Source organism: Pseudomonas sp. S4_EA_1b (assembly GCF_016307435.1).
Taxonomy (GTDB): Bacteria; Pseudomonadota; Gammaproteobacteria; order Pseudomonadales; family Pseudomonadaceae; genus Aquipseudomonas; species Aquipseudomonas rhodesiae.
Genome location: NZ_JAEILC010000008.1, coordinates 91,354 through 112,441, shown reverse-complemented (window position 1 = coordinate 112,441; position 21,088 = coordinate 91,354). Strand labels below are relative to the sequence as shown.

The 21,088-nt window shown below is 59.9% G+C and carries 18 protein-coding genes; 5 read left to right on the top strand and 13 right to left on the bottom strand.

The window, feature by feature from the left end; genetic code table 11:
* Positions 1–93: 93 nt before the first annotated feature.
* Positions 94–1,089, bottom strand: a complete 996-nt coding sequence (locus tag YA0848_RS02290; protein ID WP_167418173.1) for a D-cysteine desulfhydrase — start codon at positions 1,087–1,089, stop codon at positions 94–96.
* Between the two features lie 166 nt (positions 1,090–1,255).
* Here YA0848_RS02290 and epsC point away from each other — a divergent pair, with 166 nt between their 5' ends.
* From epsC to mgrA, 3 genes are all read left to right on the top strand, one after another.
* Positions 1,256–2,182 carry a serine O-acetyltransferase EpsC gene (epsC, locus tag YA0848_RS02285; protein WP_034095345.1) on the top strand — a complete coding sequence of 309 codons (927 nt, stop codon included), beginning with the start codon at positions 1,256–1,258 and terminating at the stop codon, positions 2,180–2,182.
* A 336-nt stretch (positions 2,183–2,518) separates the two neighbouring features.
* Positions 2,519–4,480 carry a choline transporter BetT gene (gene betT / locus YA0848_RS02280; protein WP_167389851.1) on the top strand — a complete coding sequence of 654 codons (1,962 nt, stop codon included), beginning with the start codon at positions 2,519–2,521 and terminating at the stop codon, positions 4,478–4,480.
* A gap of 139 nt (positions 4,481–4,619) precedes the next feature.
* Positions 4,620–5,657, top strand: a complete 1,038-nt coding sequence (gene mgrA / locus YA0848_RS02275) for an L-glyceraldehyde 3-phosphate reductase (RefSeq protein WP_034111313.1) — start codon at positions 4,620–4,622, stop codon at positions 5,655–5,657.
* A 62-nt stretch (positions 5,658–5,719) separates the two neighbouring features.
* On the opposite strand, the gene YA0848_RS02270 is transcribed toward mgrA, so the two are convergent.
* The 10 genes from YA0848_RS02270 to YA0848_RS02225 form a co-directional block, all read right to left on the bottom strand.
* A complete protein-coding gene (locus tag YA0848_RS02270; RefSeq protein ID WP_198712248.1) occupies positions 5,720–6,445 on the bottom strand; it encodes a hypothetical protein in 726 nt (241 codons plus the stop codon).
* 75 nt (positions 6,446–6,520) lie between these two features.
* Complete coding sequence (locus YA0848_RS02265) at positions 6,521–7,453, bottom strand: hypothetical protein (RefSeq protein WP_052202153.1); 933 nt, start codon at positions 7,451–7,453, stop codon at positions 6,521–6,523.
* Between the two features lie 54 nt (positions 7,454–7,507).
* Positions 7,508–8,482, bottom strand: coding sequence for a hypothetical protein (locus YA0848_RS02260; RefSeq protein ID WP_152331795.1), 975 nt, complete (start codon positions 8,480–8,482; stop codon positions 7,508–7,510).
* Between the two features lie 386 nt (positions 8,483–8,868).
* A complete protein-coding gene (gene tauD / locus YA0848_RS02255; RefSeq protein ID WP_169903852.1) occupies positions 8,869–9,705 on the bottom strand; it encodes a taurine dioxygenase in 837 nt (278 codons plus the stop codon).
* Between the two features lie 13 nt (positions 9,706–9,718).
* Positions 9,719–10,555: a taurine ABC transporter permease TauC gene (gene tauC, locus YA0848_RS02250; protein ID WP_169903851.1), complete on the bottom strand. Its 837-nt coding sequence runs from the start codon at positions 10,553–10,555 to the stop codon at positions 9,719–9,721.
* Positions 10,552–11,331: a taurine ABC transporter ATP-binding subunit gene (tauB, locus tag YA0848_RS02245; RefSeq protein WP_034095350.1), complete on the bottom strand. Its 780-nt coding sequence runs from the start codon at positions 11,329–11,331 to the stop codon at positions 10,552–10,554. The genes tauC and tauB overlap by 4 nt, the downstream gene beginning before the upstream one ends.
* A 17-nt stretch (positions 11,332–11,348) precedes the next feature.
* On the bottom strand, positions 11,349–12,326 hold the full coding sequence (tauA, locus tag YA0848_RS02240) for a taurine ABC transporter substrate-binding protein (protein WP_034095351.1): 978 nt from the start codon (positions 12,324–12,326) through the stop codon (positions 11,349–11,351).
* A 242-nt stretch (positions 12,327–12,568) separates the two neighbouring features.
* Positions 12,569–14,152, bottom strand: a complete 1,584-nt coding sequence (gene gshA, locus YA0848_RS02235; RefSeq protein ID WP_047881475.1) for a glutamate--cysteine ligase — start codon at positions 14,150–14,152, stop codon at positions 12,569–12,571.
* Between the two features lie 214 nt (positions 14,153–14,366).
* On the bottom strand, positions 14,367–14,750 hold the full coding sequence (locus tag YA0848_RS02230) for a PaaI family thioesterase (protein ID WP_169903850.1): 384 nt from the start codon (positions 14,748–14,750) through the stop codon (positions 14,367–14,369).
* A complete protein-coding gene (locus YA0848_RS02225; RefSeq protein WP_034095354.1) occupies positions 14,750–17,074 on the bottom strand; it encodes a Tex family protein in 2,325 nt (774 codons plus the stop codon). Before YA0848_RS02225 ends, YA0848_RS02230 begins: the two co-directional genes overlap by 1 nt.
* A gap of 356 nt (positions 17,075–17,430) precedes the next feature.
* Here YA0848_RS02225 and ompR point away from each other — a divergent pair, with 356 nt between their 5' ends.
* Positions 17,431–18,171, top strand: coding sequence for an osmolarity response regulator transcription factor OmpR (gene ompR / locus YA0848_RS02220; RefSeq protein WP_034095355.1), 741 nt, complete (start codon positions 17,431–17,433; stop codon positions 18,169–18,171).
* A gap of 117 nt (positions 18,172–18,288) precedes the next feature.
* A complete protein-coding gene (locus YA0848_RS02215) occupies positions 18,289–19,602 on the top strand; it encodes an ATP-binding protein (RefSeq protein ID WP_034095356.1) in 1,314 nt (437 codons plus the stop codon).
* A 97-nt stretch (positions 19,603–19,699) separates the two neighbouring features.
* On the opposite strand, the gene rimK is transcribed toward YA0848_RS02215, so the two are convergent.
* Together rimK and rimB are read right to left on the bottom strand one after the other, a co-directional pair.
* Positions 19,700–20,605 carry a 30S ribosomal protein S6--L-glutamate ligase gene (gene rimK / locus YA0848_RS02210; RefSeq protein WP_034095357.1) on the bottom strand — a complete coding sequence of 302 codons (906 nt, stop codon included), beginning with the start codon at positions 20,603–20,605 and terminating at the stop codon, positions 19,700–19,702.
* Positions 20,602–21,084, bottom strand: coding sequence for a retropepsin-like aspartic endopeptidase RimB (gene rimB, locus YA0848_RS02205; RefSeq protein ID WP_005783815.1), 483 nt, complete (start codon positions 21,082–21,084; stop codon positions 20,602–20,604). The genes rimK and rimB overlap by 4 nt, the downstream gene beginning before the upstream one ends.
* Positions 21,085–21,088 lie beyond the last annotated feature (4 nt).

Here is a 21,088-nt window from a genome sequence, read left to right as displayed (position 1 = left end):
GGCTTGCCCCCGATAGCTATAGTCCAGCCAGCGCATCTCTGACTGATAGGCCGCCATCGGGGGCAAGCCCCCTTCCACTTTTAACCGGTTAACTCAGTTGAACACCGCGTCATAGGCAAACAGCGCCGGCGCGCCGCCGGTGTGCAGGAAGATAATCGGCCCGTCCTCAAAGCGCTGACGCCCGATACCGTCGAGCAAACCCGCCATGGCTTTGCCGGTGTAGACCGGGTCGAGCAACAGACCTTCCTGGCTGGCCAATAGTTTGATCGCGGCCAATGTGCCGGCATTCGGCTCGCCGTAGCGCGGCGCAAAGTACTCATCCCACAGGATCACCTTGAACGCCTCGGGCAAGCCCACGCCCAGCAGCTCGGCGGTGCGCTCGGCCAGGCCCTGGACTTTCGGGAACTGTGCCTCTTCGGTGCGCGATACGGTGACGCCGATGACGGGCAATTGCGGCAGTACCTCACTCAAGGCCAGCGCCAGACCGCTGTGCGTACCGGCACTGCCGGAGGCCAGCACCACGGCGGCGAAGTCGATGCCGCTGTCTTCGATCTGCGCGGCCAGCTCCAGCCCGGCGCGCACGTAGCCCAGGGCGCCCAACGCATTGGAGCCACCGATGGGCACCAGGTACGGCGTCTTGCCGTTGCTGCGCAGCCGGTCGGCGAGGGCGTTGAGCTGCTCGTCGACGTGATCGAGGTTTTCCACCAATTCCACCTTGGCGTCGAACAACTCCAGCAGCAGGCGGTTGCCGTTGCCCAGGTAGTTCGGATCGTCGGTGCCGGTAGGATTTTCCAACAGGGCGACGCAACCCAGGCCGAGCTTGGCGGCGAGGGCGGCGGTCTGGCGCACATGGTTGGACTGGATCGCGCCGGCGGTCACCAGGGTGTCGGCGCCTTGGGCGATGGCATCGGCGGCCAGGTATTCGAGCTTGCGCAGCTTATTGCCGCCCATGGCCAGCGGGGTGGTGTCGTCGCGTTTGACGTAGATATCCCGGCCCAGCCACGCCGATAGCCGTTCGAGTTTTTCCAGCGCGGTGGCACCGCCCAGCAGTTCCAGGCGGTCAAAACGGTCGAGCTGTTGTTTGATCATGGTTAAACACGGTGGCGAAGTAATGGGCCGACTATAGGCAGGCACTTTTCATCGGGCAACCGTCAATCGCTTATGTCCGATGGTTATGAGCATCGCACCATTGGTTCTTAATGTCGGTCGGTGCGCTTGCCGTAAAGTGATGGCCATTTTGTCAGGAGTGAAAACCGTGAGTGAGCGTTCCAGCCATTGGCAATTGCAGACCATCGTCAGCCAACTGCGCGGCGCCCGCGATCAGTGGCGCTCCCGCAATGGACGCCTGAGCGGCGAGCATGGGGGGCGCGAGTTGCCCTCGCGCCAGGCCGTGGCGCAGATTCTTGAGTCGCTGTGCGGGGCGCTGTTCCCCATGCGCCTGGGCCCGGCGGACCTGCGTGAAGAAAGCGAGGATTTTTACGTCGGCCACACCCTCGATGTGGCCCTCAATGCCCTGCTCGCCCAGGCACGCCTGGAACTGCGCTACGCCGCGCGCCAGGGCGGTGAGGATGACAGTGACATCGACGCCCACGCCATCCGCCTGATCCAGGATTTCGCTCTGGCGCTTCCAGCCCTGCGCAGCTTGCTGGACACCGACGTGCTGGCTGCCTATCACGGCGACCCGGCCGCGCGCAGTGTGGATGAAGTGCTGCTGTGCTACCCGGGGATCCTGGCGGTGATTCACCATCGCCTGGCGCACCATTTGTACCGCGCCGGTTTGCCGTTGCTGGCACGCATCAGCGCGGAAATCGCCCATTCGGCTACCGGCATCGATATCCACCCAGGCGCGCAGATCGGCCCGAGTTTCTTTATCGACCACGGTACGGGCGTGGTGATCGGCGAGACCGCGATCATCGGCGAGCGCGTGCGCATCTACCAGGCGGTGACCCTGGGCGCCAAGCGCTTCCCGGCCGATGAAGATGGGCAGCTGCAGAAAGGCCACCCGCGCCATCCGATCGTCGAGGATGACGTGGTGATCTACGCCGGGGCGACGATTCTGGGGCGCATCACCATCGGCAAGGGCTCGACCATCGGCGGCAATGTGTGGCTGACCCGCAATGTGCCAGCGGGGGCGAATATCACTCAAGCGAATCTGCAGCACGATGATGGGGCGCAGAAGTAGAGAACCTGCACGGGTTACCGGTGGGAGGAGGCTCACCACAAGTGGCCTGTCAGCCACAGATACACTGACTGTATTCCACACCGGGGCGGTATTTCCGTGAGCAGTCGCTGAACGATTTCCTTTGCTCAGCCGTCATACCGCTCAGCCCTGCGATTAGTCCAAAACCACCTATTCATGTTTAACTTGAACGTTCGTTCAAGTTAAACCGGTGGTTCGCTGCCCGCTCACAACAGGAGGCTTACCTTTGCTGAGTCTGTTTTTCCCAGCCACATTTCACATCCCAGGGGTGCATCGCTCATGAGTGCATCGTCTACCCCTTCCAGCGGCCTGGTGCGCATGAATGCGCCCGTTTTCTACTTTGCCGCCACGGTTATTCTGCTGTTCGGCTTGACCGTTATCGCCATCCCACAACAGGCCGGTGCCTGGCTACTGGCGGCGCAAAACTGGGCGGCCAATACGGTCGGCTGGTACTACATGCTGGCGATGACCCTGTATCTGGTCTTCGTGGTGGTCACCGCGTTATCGGGCTACGGCAAGATAAAACTCGGTGCCGACCACGACGAGCCCGAATTCAGTTACTTGTCCTGGGCCGGCATGCTGTTCGCCGCCGGCATCAGCATCACGCTGTTTTTCTTCTGCGTCTCGGAGCCGCTGACGCACCTGGTGCAACCGCCCCAAGGCGCGCCGATGAACGCCGACGCCGCACGCCAGGCCATGCAGGTGCTGTTTCTGCACTGGGGCCTGCATGGCTGGGGTGTGTTCGCCTTTGTCGGCATGGCCCTGGCCTATTTCGCCTACCGGCATAACCTGCCGCTGGCGTTGCGTTCGGCGCTGTACCCGCTGATCGGCAAGCGCATCAACGGCCCCATCGGTTATGCGGTGGATGGCTTTGGCATCATCGCCACGGTGTTCGGCCTGGGGGCCGACATGGGCTTCGGCGTGCTGCACCTCAACTCCGGTCTGGACTACCTGTTCGGCATCGCCCACACCCAGTGGATCCAGGTCGGGTTGATCACCCTGATGATGGGCGCTGCGATCCTGGTGGCCGTGGCCGGCGTGGACAAGGGCGTGCGGGTGATGTCCGACATCAACATGCTGCTGGCCTGCGCGCTGCTGCTGTTCGTGTTGTTCGCCGGGCCTACCCAGCACTTGCTCAACACTCTGATCCAGAACATCGGCGACTACCTCGGCGCCTTGCCGACCAAGAGTTTCGACGTCTACGCCTACAACAAACCCAGCGACTGGCTGGGCGGCTGGACGGTGTTCTACTGGGCTTGGTGGATCGCATGGTCGCCGTTCGTGGGTCTGTTTATCGCGCGGATTTCCCGCGGCCGCACCATCCGTGAATTCGTATTCGGCGTGCTGCTGATCCCGCTCGGCTTCACCCTGGCGTGGATGTCGATCTTCGGCAACAGCGCCATCGACCAAGTGCTCAACCACGGCATGGCGGCGCTCGGCCAATCGGCCATCGATAATCCATCGATGAGCCTTTACCTGTTGCTGGAAACCTACCCTTGGAGCAAGGCCGTCATCGCCGTCACGGTGTTTATCAGCTTTGTGTTCTTCGTGACGTCGGCCGACTCCGGCACTGTGGTACTGTCGACGCTGTCGTCCAAGGGTGGCAACGCCGACGAAGACGGGCCGAAATGGCTGCGGGTGTTCTGGGGCGCGATGACGGCGCTGGTGACCAGCGCGTTGCTGTTCGCCGGCAGTATCGATTCGCTCAAGTCGGCGGTGGTGCTGACCTCGTTGCCGTTCTCGCTGATTCTGCTGCTGATGATGTGGGGGCTGCATAAGGCGTTCTACATGGAATCGCAAAAGCAGATCGCCCAGTTGCATTCGCTGGCGCCGATCTCCGCGTCACGCAAGGGCCGTGGCGGCTGGCGTCAACGCTTGAGCCAGGCGGTGCACTTTCCATCGCGTGACGAGGTGTACCGTTTCCTCGAATCGACCGTGCGCCCAGCCATCGAAGAAGTGACCGCGGTGTTTGTCGAGAAGGGCCTGAACGTCGTCACCCAGCCGGACCCGGCCAACGACAGCGTCAGCCTGGAAATCGGCCACGGCGAGGAGCGCCCGTTTGTCTATCAAGTGCAGATGCGCGGCTACTTCACGCCGTCGTTTGCCCTGGGCGGCATGGGCAAGAAAGCTATCAATAACCGCCGCTATTACCGGGCGGAAGTGCATCTGAGCGAGGGCAGCCAGGATTACGACTTGGTGGGCTACACCAAGGAGCAGATCATCAACGACATCCTCGACCAGTACGAGCGTCACCTGCAGTTCCTGCATCTGGTGCGCTAGAGAAGAGGCGTGCGTGTTCCTCTCGGGTAGGACTTTGCTGTAAAACAGCAATGGCGAAGTTAAGCGATTCAGCTGGTTAAAAGGCCTGGGAATAGTCTTATTCCCGGGCCTTATTTGCCGACGTCCAAGAGAGGATTCGATGACTTATATTGCTGCCGAAAACCGCTATGAATCTATCCCGTACCGTCGCGTAGGCCACAGTGGCCTGGTGCTGCCGGCACTGTCCCTGGGGCTGTGGCACAACTTTGGCGACAGCACGCCGATCGCCACCCAGCGCGCGCTGTTACGCACCGCGTTCGACCTGGGGATCAACCACTTCGACCTGGCCAATAACTACGGTCCACCCTACGGCAGCGCCGAGATCAACTTCGGCCGTTTGCTGCGCGAAGACTTCAAGCACTATCGCGACGAACTGATCATCTCCAGCAAGGCCGGCTGGGACATGTGGCCCGGCCCGTATGGCCAGGGCGGCGGCTCGCGCAAATACGTGCTGGCCAGCCTGGACCAGAGCCTGCAACGCCTGGGCGTGGATTACGTGGACATCTTCTACTCCCACCGCTTCGACCCCGACACGCCCCTGGAAGAAACTGCCAGCGCCCTGGCCACTGCCGTGCAACAGGGCAAGGCGTTGTACATCGGCATTTCGTCCTACTCCGGCGCCAAAACCCGCGAGATGGCCGCGCTGCTCAAGGAATGGAAAGTACCGTTGCTGATCCACCAGCCGGCCTACAACCTGCTCAACCGCTGGGTGGAAAAAGACCTGCTGGACACCACCGAAGCGCTTGGCACCGGCGTGATCGCCTTCACACCGCTGGCCCAGGGTTTGCTCACTGACAAGTACCTCAATGGCGTGCCGGCCGATGCACGGGTCAATCGTCCCGGCGGTGGTTCGTTGCAGGCCGGGCACTTGTCTGAAGCCAACCTCGCCCACGTCCGCGCGCTGAACGAGATCGCCCAGCGTCGCGGCCAGAGCCTGGCGCAACTGGCCCTGGCCTGGACCCTGCGCGACCCTCGGGTGACCAGCGCGCTGATCGGCGCCAGCCGGCCAGAGCAGATTGTTGAGAACGTCGGCGCGCTGAACAACTTGTCGTTCAGCGCTGAAGAACTGGCGGAAATCGATCGGTTTGCCCAGGAAGGTGGGATTAACTTGTGGGAAAAGCCGTCACTGGCGCAGTAATGCACGGCGCCCTCTCGCCTGGACGGCGAGAGGGCGTTTGATCATCCGGTCAGGCGCGGGCGCTATACCAGCTTGAGGTACATCCCGCGCCAATGCCGAAACTCGGACATTGAAAACGGTATTTTTTCCCCATAGAGGTCCACGTGCCCATCGACCACGGCCACCGAATGGTTGTTGAGGGAGGCGGTGCCGGTGTTGCCTTTGTCCAGTTCGCGAAAATGAGTCCAGCGGGTTTTGCCTAACAGGCCCAGGCGCTTAAACCCATCCCGGTCTCCTTCACCGTCGTTGAGCGTGCCCATGGCGGCTTCGAAGCTTCGCTTCGCCCGGCCCTCGTGGTTTTTCATCTGCGCGCGCTTGGCACTGGCGGCATATAAAAACACCGCATCCGCCATTACTGCGGGGTCATCGCCATGAAAAGCCGAACCGGTCTTCGCCTGTTTTATTTCGTCATGGGTCAGGCTCAGCTTGAACGTGTCGCGCATGACGATATCGAAGCCGGTGGGTGTTTCGGTCACCGACTTGAAGATGCCATGGGGGCTGTGACCGTATTTCATCATCGCCGCTTTTATAGCCGAAACAGTGACGCAATTCCCCTGCCTGCCTTGCGTGAAAGCAGACCAGATATTCTTGGGCTTGATGCCAGCGGCGGTTTTGGACATGGGCATGTACCCCGTGTCGAACCGGTTGACCTGTGCCGCCGTATTGTCATACGCGCCAGGACGCGCGGTGCCGGTGTGCTCAATCGCAGGGGGGACGAGGTTGGAATAAGGTTGGGCATAGCTGCCCACGAGTGCTGATAAGTTCATGCAATGCGCCTTGATGCTTGGAAATCCGCCTGTGTTACAGCCAACGAGCAAGGATGCTCAGACCAGGATGTAGCCGTGCCCGTCATACGGCAGCGCCTCTTTATCCAGCACCAGGCCGTGGTTATACAGGTAGGACGGTGCCTTGGTTTCCGACATCTCATGTGCGTTGGCGTGAGTCATAAACGGCACCATGCCAAGGTCTTCCAGGATCTTTTTCTCAAACCCTTGCGTAGTGATGACGCTACGCAAGGCGGCTTCGAAGTTGGAGCGAATGACCGGATCTTCATGGGTGTTCTGAACGCGCTTTACGTAAGCGGTCAGCATGAAGTTGGCGTCCTTGATCATTCCGTTGTCATGGCCGGCGAATTTGGCGGCATCTGCCGTAAGTTTTATTTCCGCGCGGGTGATGTTCACGCTTTCTCCGTCTTTCATGTCGACGGCATAGGTGTCTCCCGTTCGGGTGACTTTTTCGAAACAATCCATGGGGCTCTGTCCGAACCTCATCATCATCAGTTTGATCATTGCCGCGTAGCGATCCGTATAGCGGTTTTCACCAAACTCGCGGGGCACGGAATAAAACCCCTTTTCGATATCGCTGGGCGCTGCGCCGTTGGTTTTTGACGAAAGGTCCGGGAATTGCGGGTTTTCAGTGTCGTTCGTTGGCGTGACCTCTTTTTGCAGCAGGCTATTAAGACGGGTCGGGAGTTGCCGTGTTGTATCAACGCCGGGACGGACAGGCGTGGAAAGCTGCGTGTCTTGATGGATGACCGCTGCCTGTTGCGGGTGGGTCAAGTTCTTTAGAGCAGTTTCAAGGCTTTGCAATAACGTGAACATCGAACTTAAGACCAACTCGATGCTGTGCTGGGTGTGTGCATTGGGTTGCTGGGGAGCCTCGTAATCGTGGTTTTTTAGCAGCGCATTGCGGTTGTCCAGCGAGGGAGAAACATTGGCGGACAGGGCGTTGGAGCGGTAGTTGGAGAACGTGTTCATCGGCTCAATTCCTAAGGGTGTGATGTTTTTGTTCCAGGCGTTTCAAAGGAATAGTCAAGTAAGCAGGTAGGCTTGTTGATGTTTTCGGACACCGGAAGGTGTGCAGTTGAAGTCTGCCAACCCATCGACAATGGCGAGGGACTCCACAGGGCTTTTCACAACAATGCCTAAACCTTTATTCGCGGCGATGTCATGGGACTTGGCCGACTGGATATGGTTTTTCATGCCCAATAACTCCAACACGTTTTTGGCCGACTCCCCCTTGTTGGTTTCCCACATGGCAATGGCATAGTCGGAGGGCGCCGAAGCATTAAATGATTCGATCTGCTTTCGTTTTACCAAGACGCCGAAAAGAAAGGCTGCATCTTTGAGCATGCCTTCGTCACCGAGCATCTGGCAGCCTTCTTGAGCCAGTTTTAGTTCTTCAAACGTAATATGAAGTTTGAAGCCGTCGCGCATCGTTATATTGAAGCCCGTGTCAAGTCTGGTGACTTCACTGAAAATATCCCGTGGACTTTGACCAAACCGTTGCATGGCCAGTTTTATACCCGCGACATGGGAACTGAGCGGGGCGCCGCTCGAATACAGCGTGAGCACTGGTGAAGAAAACAGCCCGCCCCAGATGTCATCCGGTTTTTCGCCACTTTTTTTGGCTGAAAGAAACTCGTGTGATTGGGGGGCGGTCGCCTCGTCAACTACCTGGGTGGTTTCCAATGTTGTATGGGGTAGATCGGTGGCTGGCCGGAGAGGCTTGTTATCAACCAACGTTTTTACCGATGGTTGTATGTTTAGCAGGTTATTCAGTGATGTCATGATTTCATTGAGTGCATTGCCAAGCAGTGCAAGTGTTTTTTCGACACTTATATGAGAGGGGGCGGATGCTGAGGTGGTCTGAGCAAGTGTATGTTTCATTGATGTTGAATTAGAGTGCTTGTGAGGCGCAGTTGCCGTGGGTAACGTGTTGTTATAATTCTCGCTTTGTCTATTGGCGGCGATTGACGGGTGAGTAGATGTTAGTGATGTGTTCATCTATTTGTTTCTCAATTAAATAAGTTTTTTGTCGGTATAAGATTAAGTTTTATATCGCTTTTGCGGTATTGATGAGTGAGGCGTTAGCGTTTTCACGTCGCGACAGTGTCGTGAGATCTGTGGTTGGTAACTGTCTGGGGTTCCGAGTGCCAGTGCGGAATTGGTAACGTGAGATAACGATAGCTATAGAGGATTTTTCTGAAGTGATAGCAAGGCGGGGATGTTAATTAATTGTGTAACGAGGTTGCCGAGAGTAGGCCATATGGCGAGTTTTATTTTAATAAATCGGATGCGGTCGATATTGGCTGTTTAAAGTTCGCTATGAGCATAAAAAGCGCCGACGCGAGGCGGCGCGTAATGAGCTGGACTGCACGGGGCGCCGGAAATCAGAACGGCACATCTCCCAGAATCGTCGCGCGGTGCATCACCCGCCGTTGCGGTCGGTAGTCATCCACTGCGTAGTGCTGGGTCACACGGTTATCCCAGAACGCCACGTCATGGGCCTGCCAGCGCCAGCGCAGGGTAAATTCCGGCCGAGTGGCGTGGGCAAACAACAGCTTTAGAATCACCTCGCTCTCGGCGGCTTCCAACTCGTTGATCCGGGTGGTGAAACCTTCGCTGACAAACAGCGATTTGCGCCCACTCACCGGGTGCGTGCGTACCACCGGATGGGACAATGGCGGGTTCTTTTGGCGGGCAGCTTCCCAGCGCTGCAGGTCTTCGGTGCTGTTGCCGAAGCGCTCCAGAGGGAAGGACTTGATGAAGTCGTGGGTGGCGGTCAAGCCGTCCAGCAGCCGTTTCATCGGCGCGGATAGCGCCTCATACGCCGCGATCCCGCTGGCCCACAGCGTGTCGCCGCCGTACGCCGGCAGCAGCTTGGCGCTGAGCACCGCGCCGAGGGCCGGGGTGGGCAGGAACGTCACGTCGGTGTGCCACACCGCATTGTCGCGCACGTCGGTGACGGCGGTGTCGAGCACCAATACTTCGGGTTGTTCCGGCACGTTGGGGTAGATCGGATGGATGTGCAAGTCACCGAAATTCGCCGCGAATCGTGCCTGCTGTTGCGGGGTGATCGGCTGGTCGCGAAAGAACAGCACCGAGTGGGTAAGCAACGCCTGTTCAATGGCGTCGCGCTGATCGGGGGACAGCGGCCGGGTGATATCGACGCCACTGATCTGGGCGCCCAGGGCGGTGCTCAAGGGGCTCACGGTAACGTTGCTCATGGGATTCTCACAGTCAGTGTGCCTGGCCATGCCAGGGCACTAATTTACGCTGCAGGGCACGCAGGCCCATTTCCAGGGCGAAGGCGATCAGGGCTATGACCAAAATCCCCAGCACCACCACATCGGTCACCAAAAACTGCGCCGACGACTGCACCATAAACCCCAGCCCACTGGTGGCCGCGATCAGTTCAGCGGCCACCAGCGTCGACCAGCCCACCCCCAGGCCGATGCGCACACCGGTGAGAATGTCGGGCAGGGCGCTTGGCAGAATTACATGACGTATCAATTGCGCGCGGGTTGCCCCCAGGGACTGCGCCGCACGCAGCTTGGCCGGGTCGACGGTGCGTACGCCGGTGGCGGTGGCGATCGCGATGGGCGCAAAGATCGCCAGGTAGATCAGCAGCACCTTGGACAGCTCGCCAATGCCGCACCAGATCACTATCAACGGCAGATAGGCCAGCGGTGGAATAGGCCGATAAAACTCGATCAACGGGTCGAAGATGCCACGGGCGATGCGGTTGGCTCCGATAGCGATCCCCACCGGCACGGCGGTCAACACCGCAAAACCCAGGCCCAGGCCGATGCGGCTGAGGCTGGCGGCCAGGTGCTGCCATAAGGTGGAATCCATATAACCGCTGGTCGCCAGCAACCAGCCTTTTTGCAGCACAGCGGCCGGCGGCGGCAGAAACAGCGGCTCGATCACACCGGTGGCAGTCACGGCCCACCAAGCGATCAGCAAGGTAGTCAGGGTCAACAGGCTGATCCAGCGCGTGCTCAGACTGCGGCGGACCGGAATGGGCGTTTGTGTTGCCGGCTCGGTGGTGATGACAGGAAGTTCGTAGCTGCTCATGGGGATACCTGCCGTTGCGAGAACACCTTGCCCAAGACATGTTCGCGGGTTTCGATAAAGCGCGGATCGGACTTGATCGCTCGCGCCGACTCGCCGGCGGCATAGCGTTGGCCGAAATCCAGGCGCAGACGTTCGACGATCTGGCCAGGGTTGGGCGCCAGCAGAATCAGATCGGTGGCGAGAAATACCGCTTCTTCAATGTCGTGGGTGATCAGAAACACCGGCTTGGCCGTGCGCCGCCAGACTTGCAGCAGCAGCTCCTGCATCTGTTCGCGGGTGAAGGCATCCAGGGCGCCGAACGGCTCATCCATCAGCAATACGCGCGGGTCGGCGGCCAATGCGCGGGCCAGGCCGACACGTTGCTTCTGGCCACCGGACAGTTGCCAGATGCGGCGGTGGTCGAAACCGGCCAAGTCCACCAGTGCCAGCATTTCCCGCGCGCGGGCTTCACGCTGTGTTTTAGGCACGCCGGCCAATTCCAGGCCGAAGCCGACATTGGCCAGCACGTCCTGCCAGGGCAGCAGCGCATCGTCTTGAAACACCACGCCACGCTCGGCGCTCGGGCCTTTGACCGGCACGCCGTCGAGGCTGATACGCCCGGCGCTGGGTTCGACGAAGCCGGCGATCAGGTTCAACAGTGAAGTCTTGCCACTGCCGGACGGGCCGAGAGCCACCAGCAATTGCTGGGGCCCCAGGTCCAGTGAGATATCCGCCAGCACCGGTGCCGGGGCGCCTGGGTACTGTGCGCTGATGCGCTCCAGTTGTAGCAAGGCCATCGCGATGAACTCCCGAATCAGTGGCTAATGAACTGTGCGCTGACGTATGGGGCGTAATCCGGCAGTACCGCTTCGACTTTGCCCTGTTCCTTGAGGAATGCGGCGGTGTCGGTTATGGCCTGGATGGTCGGCGCGCCGAGCAGGGTGATTTGGTCTGCGGCCAGCGGGTAGACGTTGCCTTGCAGCAGTTGTGGGATATCACTGGCCTTGGCGCCGGAGAGCTTGACCAGTTTGTCGACGTTGCCTGTGTTGGCCAGCCAGGCTTGCGGGTCTTTTCGATAGTCCGCGTAGGCATCCAGCGTGACCTTGGCGAAAGCCTTGACGATTTCCGGATGCTTCTCGGCAAAATCCTTACGCACGATCCAGGCATCGAAAGTCGGTGCGCCGAATTTGGCCAGTTCGCCGGAAGTGATCAGCACCTTGCCGTTTTCCTTGGCTACGCCCAGTGCCGGGTCCCACACGTAGGTGGCGTCGATATCGCCGCGCTTCCAGGCTGCAATGATCGCCGGCGGTGCGAGGTTGAGGATGGTCACCTTGGACGGGTCAATGTTCCAGTGCTTCAGCGCGGCCAAGAGGCTGTAGTGGCCGGTGGACACGAATGGCACGGCGACTTTCTTGCCAATCAGGTCTTGCGGGCTGTTGATCCCCGAACCGTCACGCGCCACCAGCGCCTCGGCGCCGCCGATCTGCGTCGCGACCAGAAAGGTTTGCACCGGCACTTTGCGCGTAATCGCGGCGGTCAGTGGGCTGGAACCGAGGTAACCGATCTGCACGTCGCCGGAGGCAATGGCGGCGATGATGTCCGCACCGTTATCGAATTTGCGCCAGTCGATCTTGGCGTTGGTGGCTTTTTCGTAAGCGCCGTCGGCCTGCGCGACTTTGGCCGGGTCGACGGTGGTCTGGTAGGCAATGGTTACATCCGCCGCCTGGGCAAACAGGCTGGCACCGGCCAGGGACAATGCGGCCAACAGGCGCAGAGGGGTAAGCAGTTTCAAGGGGAATCTCCTCAATCAGGTGGCCGAGGCTCGGCGTGAGAGGAGACTAAATGATCTAAGAATCGAAAAATAAATAACTTTTTCGAATTAGCTTATGTGGGTAAGGGTGAAGCGAACCTTGAGCTTGATTGGGGTAAATGTGGGAGGAGGCTTGCCCCCGATGGCGGTAGTTCAGCCACTGGTGGGTTGACTGGCCCAGTACAATCGGGGGCAAGCCCCCTCCCAATTGACCGAGTTCGGTCTTAGTTACTGATCGCTAGAATACTCGCCTGGTACGAGCCGACAAACACATCGAAATCGCCCACTTCGTTCTGCTCCAGTTCCGCCTGCTGCGCCAGCGATGTGCGTGCCAGCTCCTCAAAACGTGCCTGCTCTTCAGCCGGCAACGGCTCGCGGCGGAAGTATTCGGCGTGCACTTCGCTCTGATGCAGCGAGAACTGCGCGAAACTCTCTTTGCGCTCGGCCATCGCCGCCAGCACCTGGGCCGACGGTGTCAGGGACGGGTCATTGACCTTGGCCAGTTGGGCGTCCAACGCGTGACTGTGTTCGGTGATGCCGTGGCTTTCATCGAGCAGGGCGGCCAGCGGCGCGATTTGTTCCAACAATTCGGTAGCCCATTCCTTCATGTCCACGGCCTGGCCCTGACGCTGCAATTGCAGGCCCGGACGGCGGCCCTCCTTGACCACGCTGAGGAAGTTGGAGGTGGCGTTGCTGCACTCGTTGTTGGCGAACAGCGGGCTCTCGTTGAGGGCGCAGTACAGCAGGAACGCGTCAAGGAAGCGCGACTCCGGCAGGTCGATGCCCATCGGCAGGAACGGGTTGATATCCAGGCAACGCACTTCGATGTACTGGATACCCCGCGCCATCAGCGCCTGGATCGGCCGTTCGCCGGTGTAAGTCACGCGCTTGGGGCGGATGTTGGAGTAGTACTCGTTTTCGATCTGCAGGATGTTGGTGTTGAGCTGCACCCACTCACCGTCTTTATGCGTGCCGATTTCGACGTACGGCGCGTAGGGCGTTGCCACCGCTTTGCGCAAGCTGTCGGTGTAGCTCGCCAGGTCGTTGTAGCAGGGCGTCAGGCCGGCCTGGGCGTTACTCTGGTAACCCAGGTCACTCATGCGCAGGCTGGTGGCGTAAGGCAGATACAGGGTGTCGGCGTCGAGTACTTCCAACTGGTGCGAACGTCCGCGCAGGAACCCGGCATCCAGGGCCGGCGAAGCACCGAACAGGTACATCAGCAGCCAGCTGTAGCGGCGGAAATTGCGGATCAGCGCGATATACGCGTCGGACTGGAAGTCACGATCAGTGCCGACATAGCCCTCGTCTTGCTTGAGCAGCGGCCACAATTTTTCCGGCAGCGAGAAGTTGTAGTGGATGCCGGCGATGCACTGCATGGTCTTGCCGTAACGCAGGGCCAGACCTTTGCGATACACATACTTGAGTTGTCCGATATTGGAGGTGCCGTAGTAGGCAATCGGAATATCTTCTTCGGCCGGCAATGGGCACGGCATCGAAGGACTCCACAGGTATTCGCTGCCCAGCTTGGTGTAGGCGAACCGATGGATTCTTTCCAGGCTGCTCAGGGTATCGGCCGGGTTGGGCAGGGCTGGGGTGATGAACTCCAGCAGCGATTCCGAGTAGTCAGTGGTGATCTGTTCGTGGGTCAACGCAGCGCCCAGGGCTTCGGGGTGCGGCGTCTGCGCCAGGCGACCTTCACCCGTGACACGTAGGCATTCGCGCTCGATGCCGTGCAGGCACTGCTCTAGCAGGGAGAGGTGTTCGCGCTTGCCGAGCAGGGCCAGGCGGCGGTTGAGAAGTTCGCTCAAGTTGGATTCCTTCACGCGTCAGTCGCCCCAATATGGGGGTGGGCAGGACGGTCTACAAGGGTGAAGTTAAAACTGGCGTGATCGCCTGGTTTTGAGTCAAGTTGACCCGCTTTGAAAAAGCCTACTTCATTCCATGAATTGGGCTATAGCACAGCGAGAAAATTCCGACGCTGTTTAAGCAGCGCCGAAATTAACTCAAATCGAGGGTGGGGAGCTATAGGACAGCGAACGTGCCCTGTGCTTTTGCGACAAGTCTTTCGCCTTGGTACACATCCGCCTCGACCACCAACGTGCGCCGGCCGGCGTGAACGATGCGGCTGGTGCACAGCACCTCACCGTCTTCCACGGCGCGGATGTAATTGATCTTGCATTCGATGGTCGCGCTCTGCTGGTCGAAACCATGGGAGCTGGAGCAAGCCAATCCCATGGTGATATCTACCAGACTGAAAATCGCCCCGCCATGCAGCTTGCCCGCGCGGTTGCGCAGATGCGGCTCCAGGCTCAGGGCCACCTCGGCAACGCCCTGCTCCAGGCGTTGCAGGCGGCAGCCGATCAGTTCGCTGAACTCGCTCTGGGTCAAGCCGGCCGGGATCTCCATCAACGCTTCTTCAACTGTTTGGCATTGGCGAACAGCGAGGCCATGGCGTTGTTGCTAGGCGCCGCGGTGGTGGTTTCCTTGCGCGGTGCGCTGTTCTGCGACTGACGCGGCGCCGAGCCAGGACGAGCGCCCCGCGCGCCATCGATTTTTTCACCGGGGGTGTCGCTCATACGCATCGACAGGCCAACGCGTTTGCGCGGGATATCCACTTCCATGACCTTGACCTTGACCACGTCACCGGCCTTGACCGCTTCGCGCGGGTCCTTGATGAATTTCTCCGAAAGCGCGGAGATATGCACCAAACCGTCCTGATGCACGCCGATATCTACAAAGGCGCCGAAGTTGGTCACGTTGGTCACCACACCTTCGAGGATCATGCCCAGTTGCAGGTCCTTGAGGTCTTCGACACCGTCCTGGAACTCGGCGGTCTTGAACTCGGGACGTGGGTCGCGGCCCGGTTTTTCCAGTTCTTGCAGGATGTCGGTGATAGTCGGCACGCCGAAGGTTTCGTCGGTGTACTTCTTCGGGTCCAGGCGCTTGAGGAACGCGGCGTCGCCAATCAGCGAGCGGATGTCGCGGTCGGTCTCGGCGGCAATGCGCTGCACCAGCGGGTAGGCTTCCGGGTGGACCGCCGAGGCGTCCAGTGGGTTGTCGCCGTTCATGACGCGCAGGAAACCGGCAGCCTGCTCGAAGGTTTTTTCGCCCAGGCGCGCGACTTTTTTCAGCGCGGCGCGGGTTTTAAAGGCGCCATTTTCATCGCGGTGGTTGACGATGTTCTGCGCCAGGGTAGCATTGAGGCCGGAAATCCGCGCCAGCAGCGCCACCGAGGCGGTGTTGACGTCCACGCCCACGGCGTTCACGCAGTCTTCGACGACCGCGTCCAGTCCGCGTGCCAGCTTCAACTGCGACACGTCGTGCTGGTACTGGCCGACGCCGATGGATTTAGGGTCGATCTTCACCAGTTCGGCCAGCGGGTCCTGCAGGCGACGGGCAATGGACACCGCGCCACGGATCGACACGTCCAGGTCCGGGAATTCCTTGGAGGCCAGCTCCGATGCCGAGTACACCGACGCACCCGCTTCGGACACCATGACCTTGGTCATCTTCATGGCTGGGTATTTTTTGATCAGTTCGGCGGCCAGTTTGTCGGTTTCACGGCTCGCGGTGCCGTTGCCGATGGCAATCAGGTCTACCGAGTGCTTGGCGCACAGGGCGGCGAGGATCGCGAGAGTCTGGTCCCACTTGTTATGCGGCACATGCGGATACACGGTCGCGTGGTCCAGCAGTTTGCCGGTGGCGTCCACCACCGCGACCTTGCAACCGGTGCGCAGGCCCGGATCGAGACCCAGGGTAGCGCGCGGGCCGGCCGGGGCGGCCAGCAGCAGGTCGTGCAGGTTGTGGGCGAACACATTGATCGCTTCGGTCTCGGCGCCGTCGCGCAGCTCGCCGAGCAGGTCGGTTTCCAGGTGGGTGTAGAGCTTGACCTTCCAGGTCCAGCGCACGACTTCACTGAGCCACTTATCCGCAGGACGGTTCTGATTCTGGATGCCGAATTGTTGACCGATCATCCCTTCGCACGGGTGCATGGTGCCCGGCAGTTCGTCGCCGACTTTCAGCGCGGAGCTGAGAATACCTTCGTTGCGGCCACGGAAAATGGCGAGGGCACGGTGGGAAGGCATGCTCTTGAGCGGTTCGTCGTGTTCGAAATAGTCACGGAACTTGGCGCCTTCTTCCTCCTTGCCGGCGATTACGCGAGCGCTGAGGATGGCTTCTTGCTTCAAGTAGTTACGCAGTTTTTCCAGCAGGCTGGCGTCTTCGGCGAAGCGCTCCATCAAGATGTACTTGGCGCCTTCCAGCGCGGCCTTGGTGTCGGCGACGCCTTTTGCGGCATCGACAAAGCGCGCGGCTTCGGTTTCCGGCGTCAGGGACGGGTCGTTGAACAACCCATCGGCCAATTCGCCGAGGCCGGCTTCCAGGGCGATCTGGCCCTTGGTGCGGCGTTTCTGTTTGTAGGGCAGGTAAAGGTCTTCGAGGCGGGTCTTGGTGTCCGCGAGCTTGATGTCGCGCTCCAGTTGCGGGGTCAGCTTGCCCTGTTCCTCGATGCTGGCGAGGATGCTGATGCGCCGTTCGTCGAGTTCTCGCAGGTAGCGCAGGCGCTCTTCCAGATGCCGCAGTTGGGTATCGTCGAGGCTGCCGGTCACTTCTTTACGGTAACGGGCGATGAAGGGCACCGTGGAGCCTTCATCCAGTAGAGCGACGGCCGCTTCGACCTGTTGTGGGCGTACACCGAGTTCCTCGGCAATGCGGCTGTTGATGCTGTCCATAAAACCACCTGAAATTCTGAAAAGCAGCTCGGGAGCCCGGTAAACAAGGCGTTGCGAGGCTGGTTGAGCGGCCCGACCGGCGCCGCTGCCTGGGTCAAGAGGCAGCCTATTGACCCTCGAAATCGAAAAAATCGCGACAAACCTGTGAAAAAACCCGGCAGTAAACGGTAACGATCTGACGTTGCCCTGCACGACGGCGCGGCATTATAACCAGCGTTCTGCTCTTGGGGGGTACTGTGCCGGAGGGGTGTAGGGCGCGGGTTCGCTGGCAGTAGAGGAAAAATCTGCTAACAATGCACACGGTGCGTATAACGGCAGCTACGCCATAATGCGCGCCGAGATAAGAGGAGCATCCAATGAGCAGCACTGCACAAACTGCTGAAGGCGAAAAAATTCTCATCGTTGATGACGATCCGGGGCTGAGCAGCCTGCTGGAGCGTTTCTTCAACTCCAAGGGCTATCGTGCCCGCGCGGTACCGAACACCGAGCAAATGGACCGCCTTCTGGGGCGCGAAGTCTTCAATCTTGTCGTGCTCGATCTGATGCTTCCCGGCGAAGATGGCTTGACTGCGTGCAAGCGTCTGCGCGGCGCCAACAACCAGATTCCAATCATCATGCTCACCGCCAAGGGCGATGAGCTGAGCCGCATCAAGGGCCTCGAACTGGGCGCCGATGACTACCTGGCCAAGCCTTTCAACCCTGACGAGTTGATGGCGCGTGTCAAAGCTGTACTGCGTCGCCAGGCGCCAGCGGTGCCGGGTGCTCCGGGTAGCGAAGATGAAAGCGTGACCTTTGGCGATTACGAGCTGTCGCTGGCGACCCGCGAACTCAAGCGCGGTGATGAAGTGCACATGCTGACCACCGGCGAATTTGCCGTGCTGAAAGCGCTGGTGATGAACGCCCGCCAGCCGCTTACCCGTGACAAGTTGATGAACCTGGCCCGTGGTCGCGAGTGGGATGCCTTGGAACGTTCCATCGACGTGCAGATCTCCCGTCTGCGCCGGATGATCGAACCGGACCCGTCCAAGCCGCGCTATATCCAGACAGTGTGGGGCGTGGGTTACGTGTTCGTGCCGGATGGCACCGCTACCAAGTGACCGATGATTTGCAGAGGTGGGCATCCCGGCATTTGACCCCGTAAAGGTCGACGGGATGCTCGGCGTCTGCAATTCTGCGAGCGCCGCTCATTCTTGCAAGGTGTCCAGCTGTCCTCTATGAAAACCCCGTTGTGGTTCCCGCAAAGTTTCTTCTCCCGCACCCTCTGGCTGGTGCTGATCGTCGTTCTGTTTTCCAAGGCACTCACGCTGGTTTATCTGCTGATGAACGAGGATGTGCTGGTGGATCGGCAATACAGCCACGGCGTTGCTCTTACACTGCGTGCCTATTGGGCCGCTGACCCCGAGAATCGCGAGAAAATCGCCAAGGCTGCCACCCTGGTGCGTGTGGCCGGCGCCGGTGTGCCGGAAGGTGAGCAGCATTGGCCCTACAGCGAGATTTACCAGCGTCAGATGCAGGCCGAATTGGGCAAGGACACCGAAGTGCGGCTGCGCATGCATGTGTCACCGGCGTTGTGGGTGCGTGCGCCAAGCCTGGGTGAGGATTGGCTGAAAGTGCCGCTGTATCCGCATCCATTGCGCGGGCAGAAAATCTGGAACGTGTTGGGCTGGTTTCTGGCCATCGGCTTGCTTTCAACGGCCTCCGCGTGGATTTTCGTGCGTCAGCTTAACCAACCGCTGAAGCGCCTGGTGTTCGCTGCCCGGCAGTTGGGCCAGGGCCGCAGTGTGCGACTGCCGGTGAGTGACACACCCAGTGAAATGACGGAGGTATACGGCGCCTTCAACCAGATGGCGGAAGACGTCGAACAGGCCGGTCGCGAACGCGAGTTGATGTTGGCGGGGGTGTCCCACGATCTGCGCACACCTTTGACACGCCTGCGCCTCTCCCTGGAGTTGATGGGCAACCATACGGACCTGACGGATGACATGATCCGGGACATTGAGGACATGGACGCCATCCTCGATCAGTTCCTGGCATTTATCCGTGACGGCCGCGATGAGGTGGTCGAACAAGTCGATCTCACCGATCTGGTGCGTGAGGTCGTCGCCCCCTATAACCAAAATGGCGAACAGGTACGCATGCGCCTGGAACCGATCCAGCCGTTCGCGCTGCGGCGGGTGTCGATGAAGCGCCTGTTGAACAACCTGATTGGCAACGCCCTTCATCACGCCGGTACGGATGTGGAAGTGGCGGCGTACGTGTCCGGCGATAGCGCTGCGCCTTATGTGGTGCTGAGTGTGATGGACCGCGGCACCGGCATTGATCCTGCTGAGCTGGAAGGCATCTTCAACCCCTTTACCCGAGGTGATCGTGCGCGCGGAGGCAAAGGGACAGGCTTGGGCTTGGCGATTGTGCGGCGGATTGCGTCGATGCATGGCGGCAATGTCGAGCTGCGCAATCGCGAGGGAGGCGGGCTGGAGGCGCGGGTGCGGTTGCCGCTTGGGCTGATGTTGCCTAGAGACGCGGTATAAAAACAGCGGCAAGTTTCGAAGCTTAAAGCCGCAAGCAAAAGGCAGACAGCTTTTGCCCTTTCTTGCAGCTTATAGCTTGAAGCAAACAGCTGCGTCTCTAACCCTTGCCCTTGGTCCTGGTCATATTCGGCCCGCCATTCTTTTCCAGATGCTGAATGATGATCCCCGCCACATCCTTGCCCGTGGTGGTCTCGATCCCTTCCAGGCCGGGTGAGGAGTTCACTTCCATCACCAGCGGGCCATGGTTGGAACGCAAAATATCCACGCCTGCCACCGCCAGGCCCATCACCTTGGCTGCTCGTAGCGCGGTCATGCGTTCTTCCGGAGTGATTTTGATCAAGCTGGCGCTGCCGCCACGGTGCAGGTTGGAGCGGAATTCCCCCGGCTTGGCCTGGCGTTTCATCGCCGCGATGACTTTGTCACCCACCACGAAGCAGCGAATATCCGCACCGCCGGCTTCCTTGATGTACTCCTGCACCATGATGTTCTGCTTGAGGCCCATGAAGGCTTCGATCACCGACTCGGCTGCGGTGGCGGTTTCACACAGCACCACGCCGATGCCTTGGGTGCCTTCCAATACCTTGATCACCAGCGGTGCGCCGTTGACCATTTCGATCAGGTCCGGGATGTCGTCGGGGGAGTGGGCAAAGCCGGTGACCGGCAAGCCGATGCCTCGGCGCGACAACAATTGTAGAGAACGCAGTTTGTCCCGTGATCGAGCAATGGCGACCGATTCATTCAGTGGAAATACGCCCATCATTTCAAACTGGCGCAAGACCGCGCAGCCATAGAAGGTCACCGACGCGCCAATGCGTGGGATGACCGCGTCGAAACCCTCCAGAGGCTTGCCCCGGTAGTGAATCTGCGGCTTGTGGCTGGCAATGTTCATATAGGCACGCAACGTGTCGATCACCACCATTTCATGGCCACGTTCGGTGCCGGCTTCGACCATGCGGCGGGTGGAATACAGACGCGGGTTTCGCGACAGCACAGCAATCTTCATGCAGCACCTGGGGCAGAAATAGTAGAGACCGGGAACACCGGCTTGTCTTGAACATACTTGACGCCGGGATTGACCACCAATTGGCCGTCAATCAGCGCCTTGGAACCCAGCAACAGGCGGTAACGCATGGCTTTGCGGCAGGCCAGGGTGAACTCCACCCGCCATACCCGATCACCCAACGCCAGCGTGGTGCTGATCACATAGCGCACCTGTGCATGGCCGTTGGAGCTTTTGATGGTTTTCATCGTCACCAAGGGCGCTTCGCAGCGACGATGGCGCAATTGCACCACGCTGCCCAGGTGCGCGGTGAAGCGCACCCATTTTTCACCGTCGCGTTCGAACGGCTCTATGTCGGTGGCGTGCAGACTGGAGGTGCTGGCGCCGGTGTCGATCTTCGCGCGCAAGCCTGCCACGCCCAGGTCGGGAAGGGCCACCCACTCACGCAGACCCACAACGGTCAAATGATCAAATGTCTTCAATATG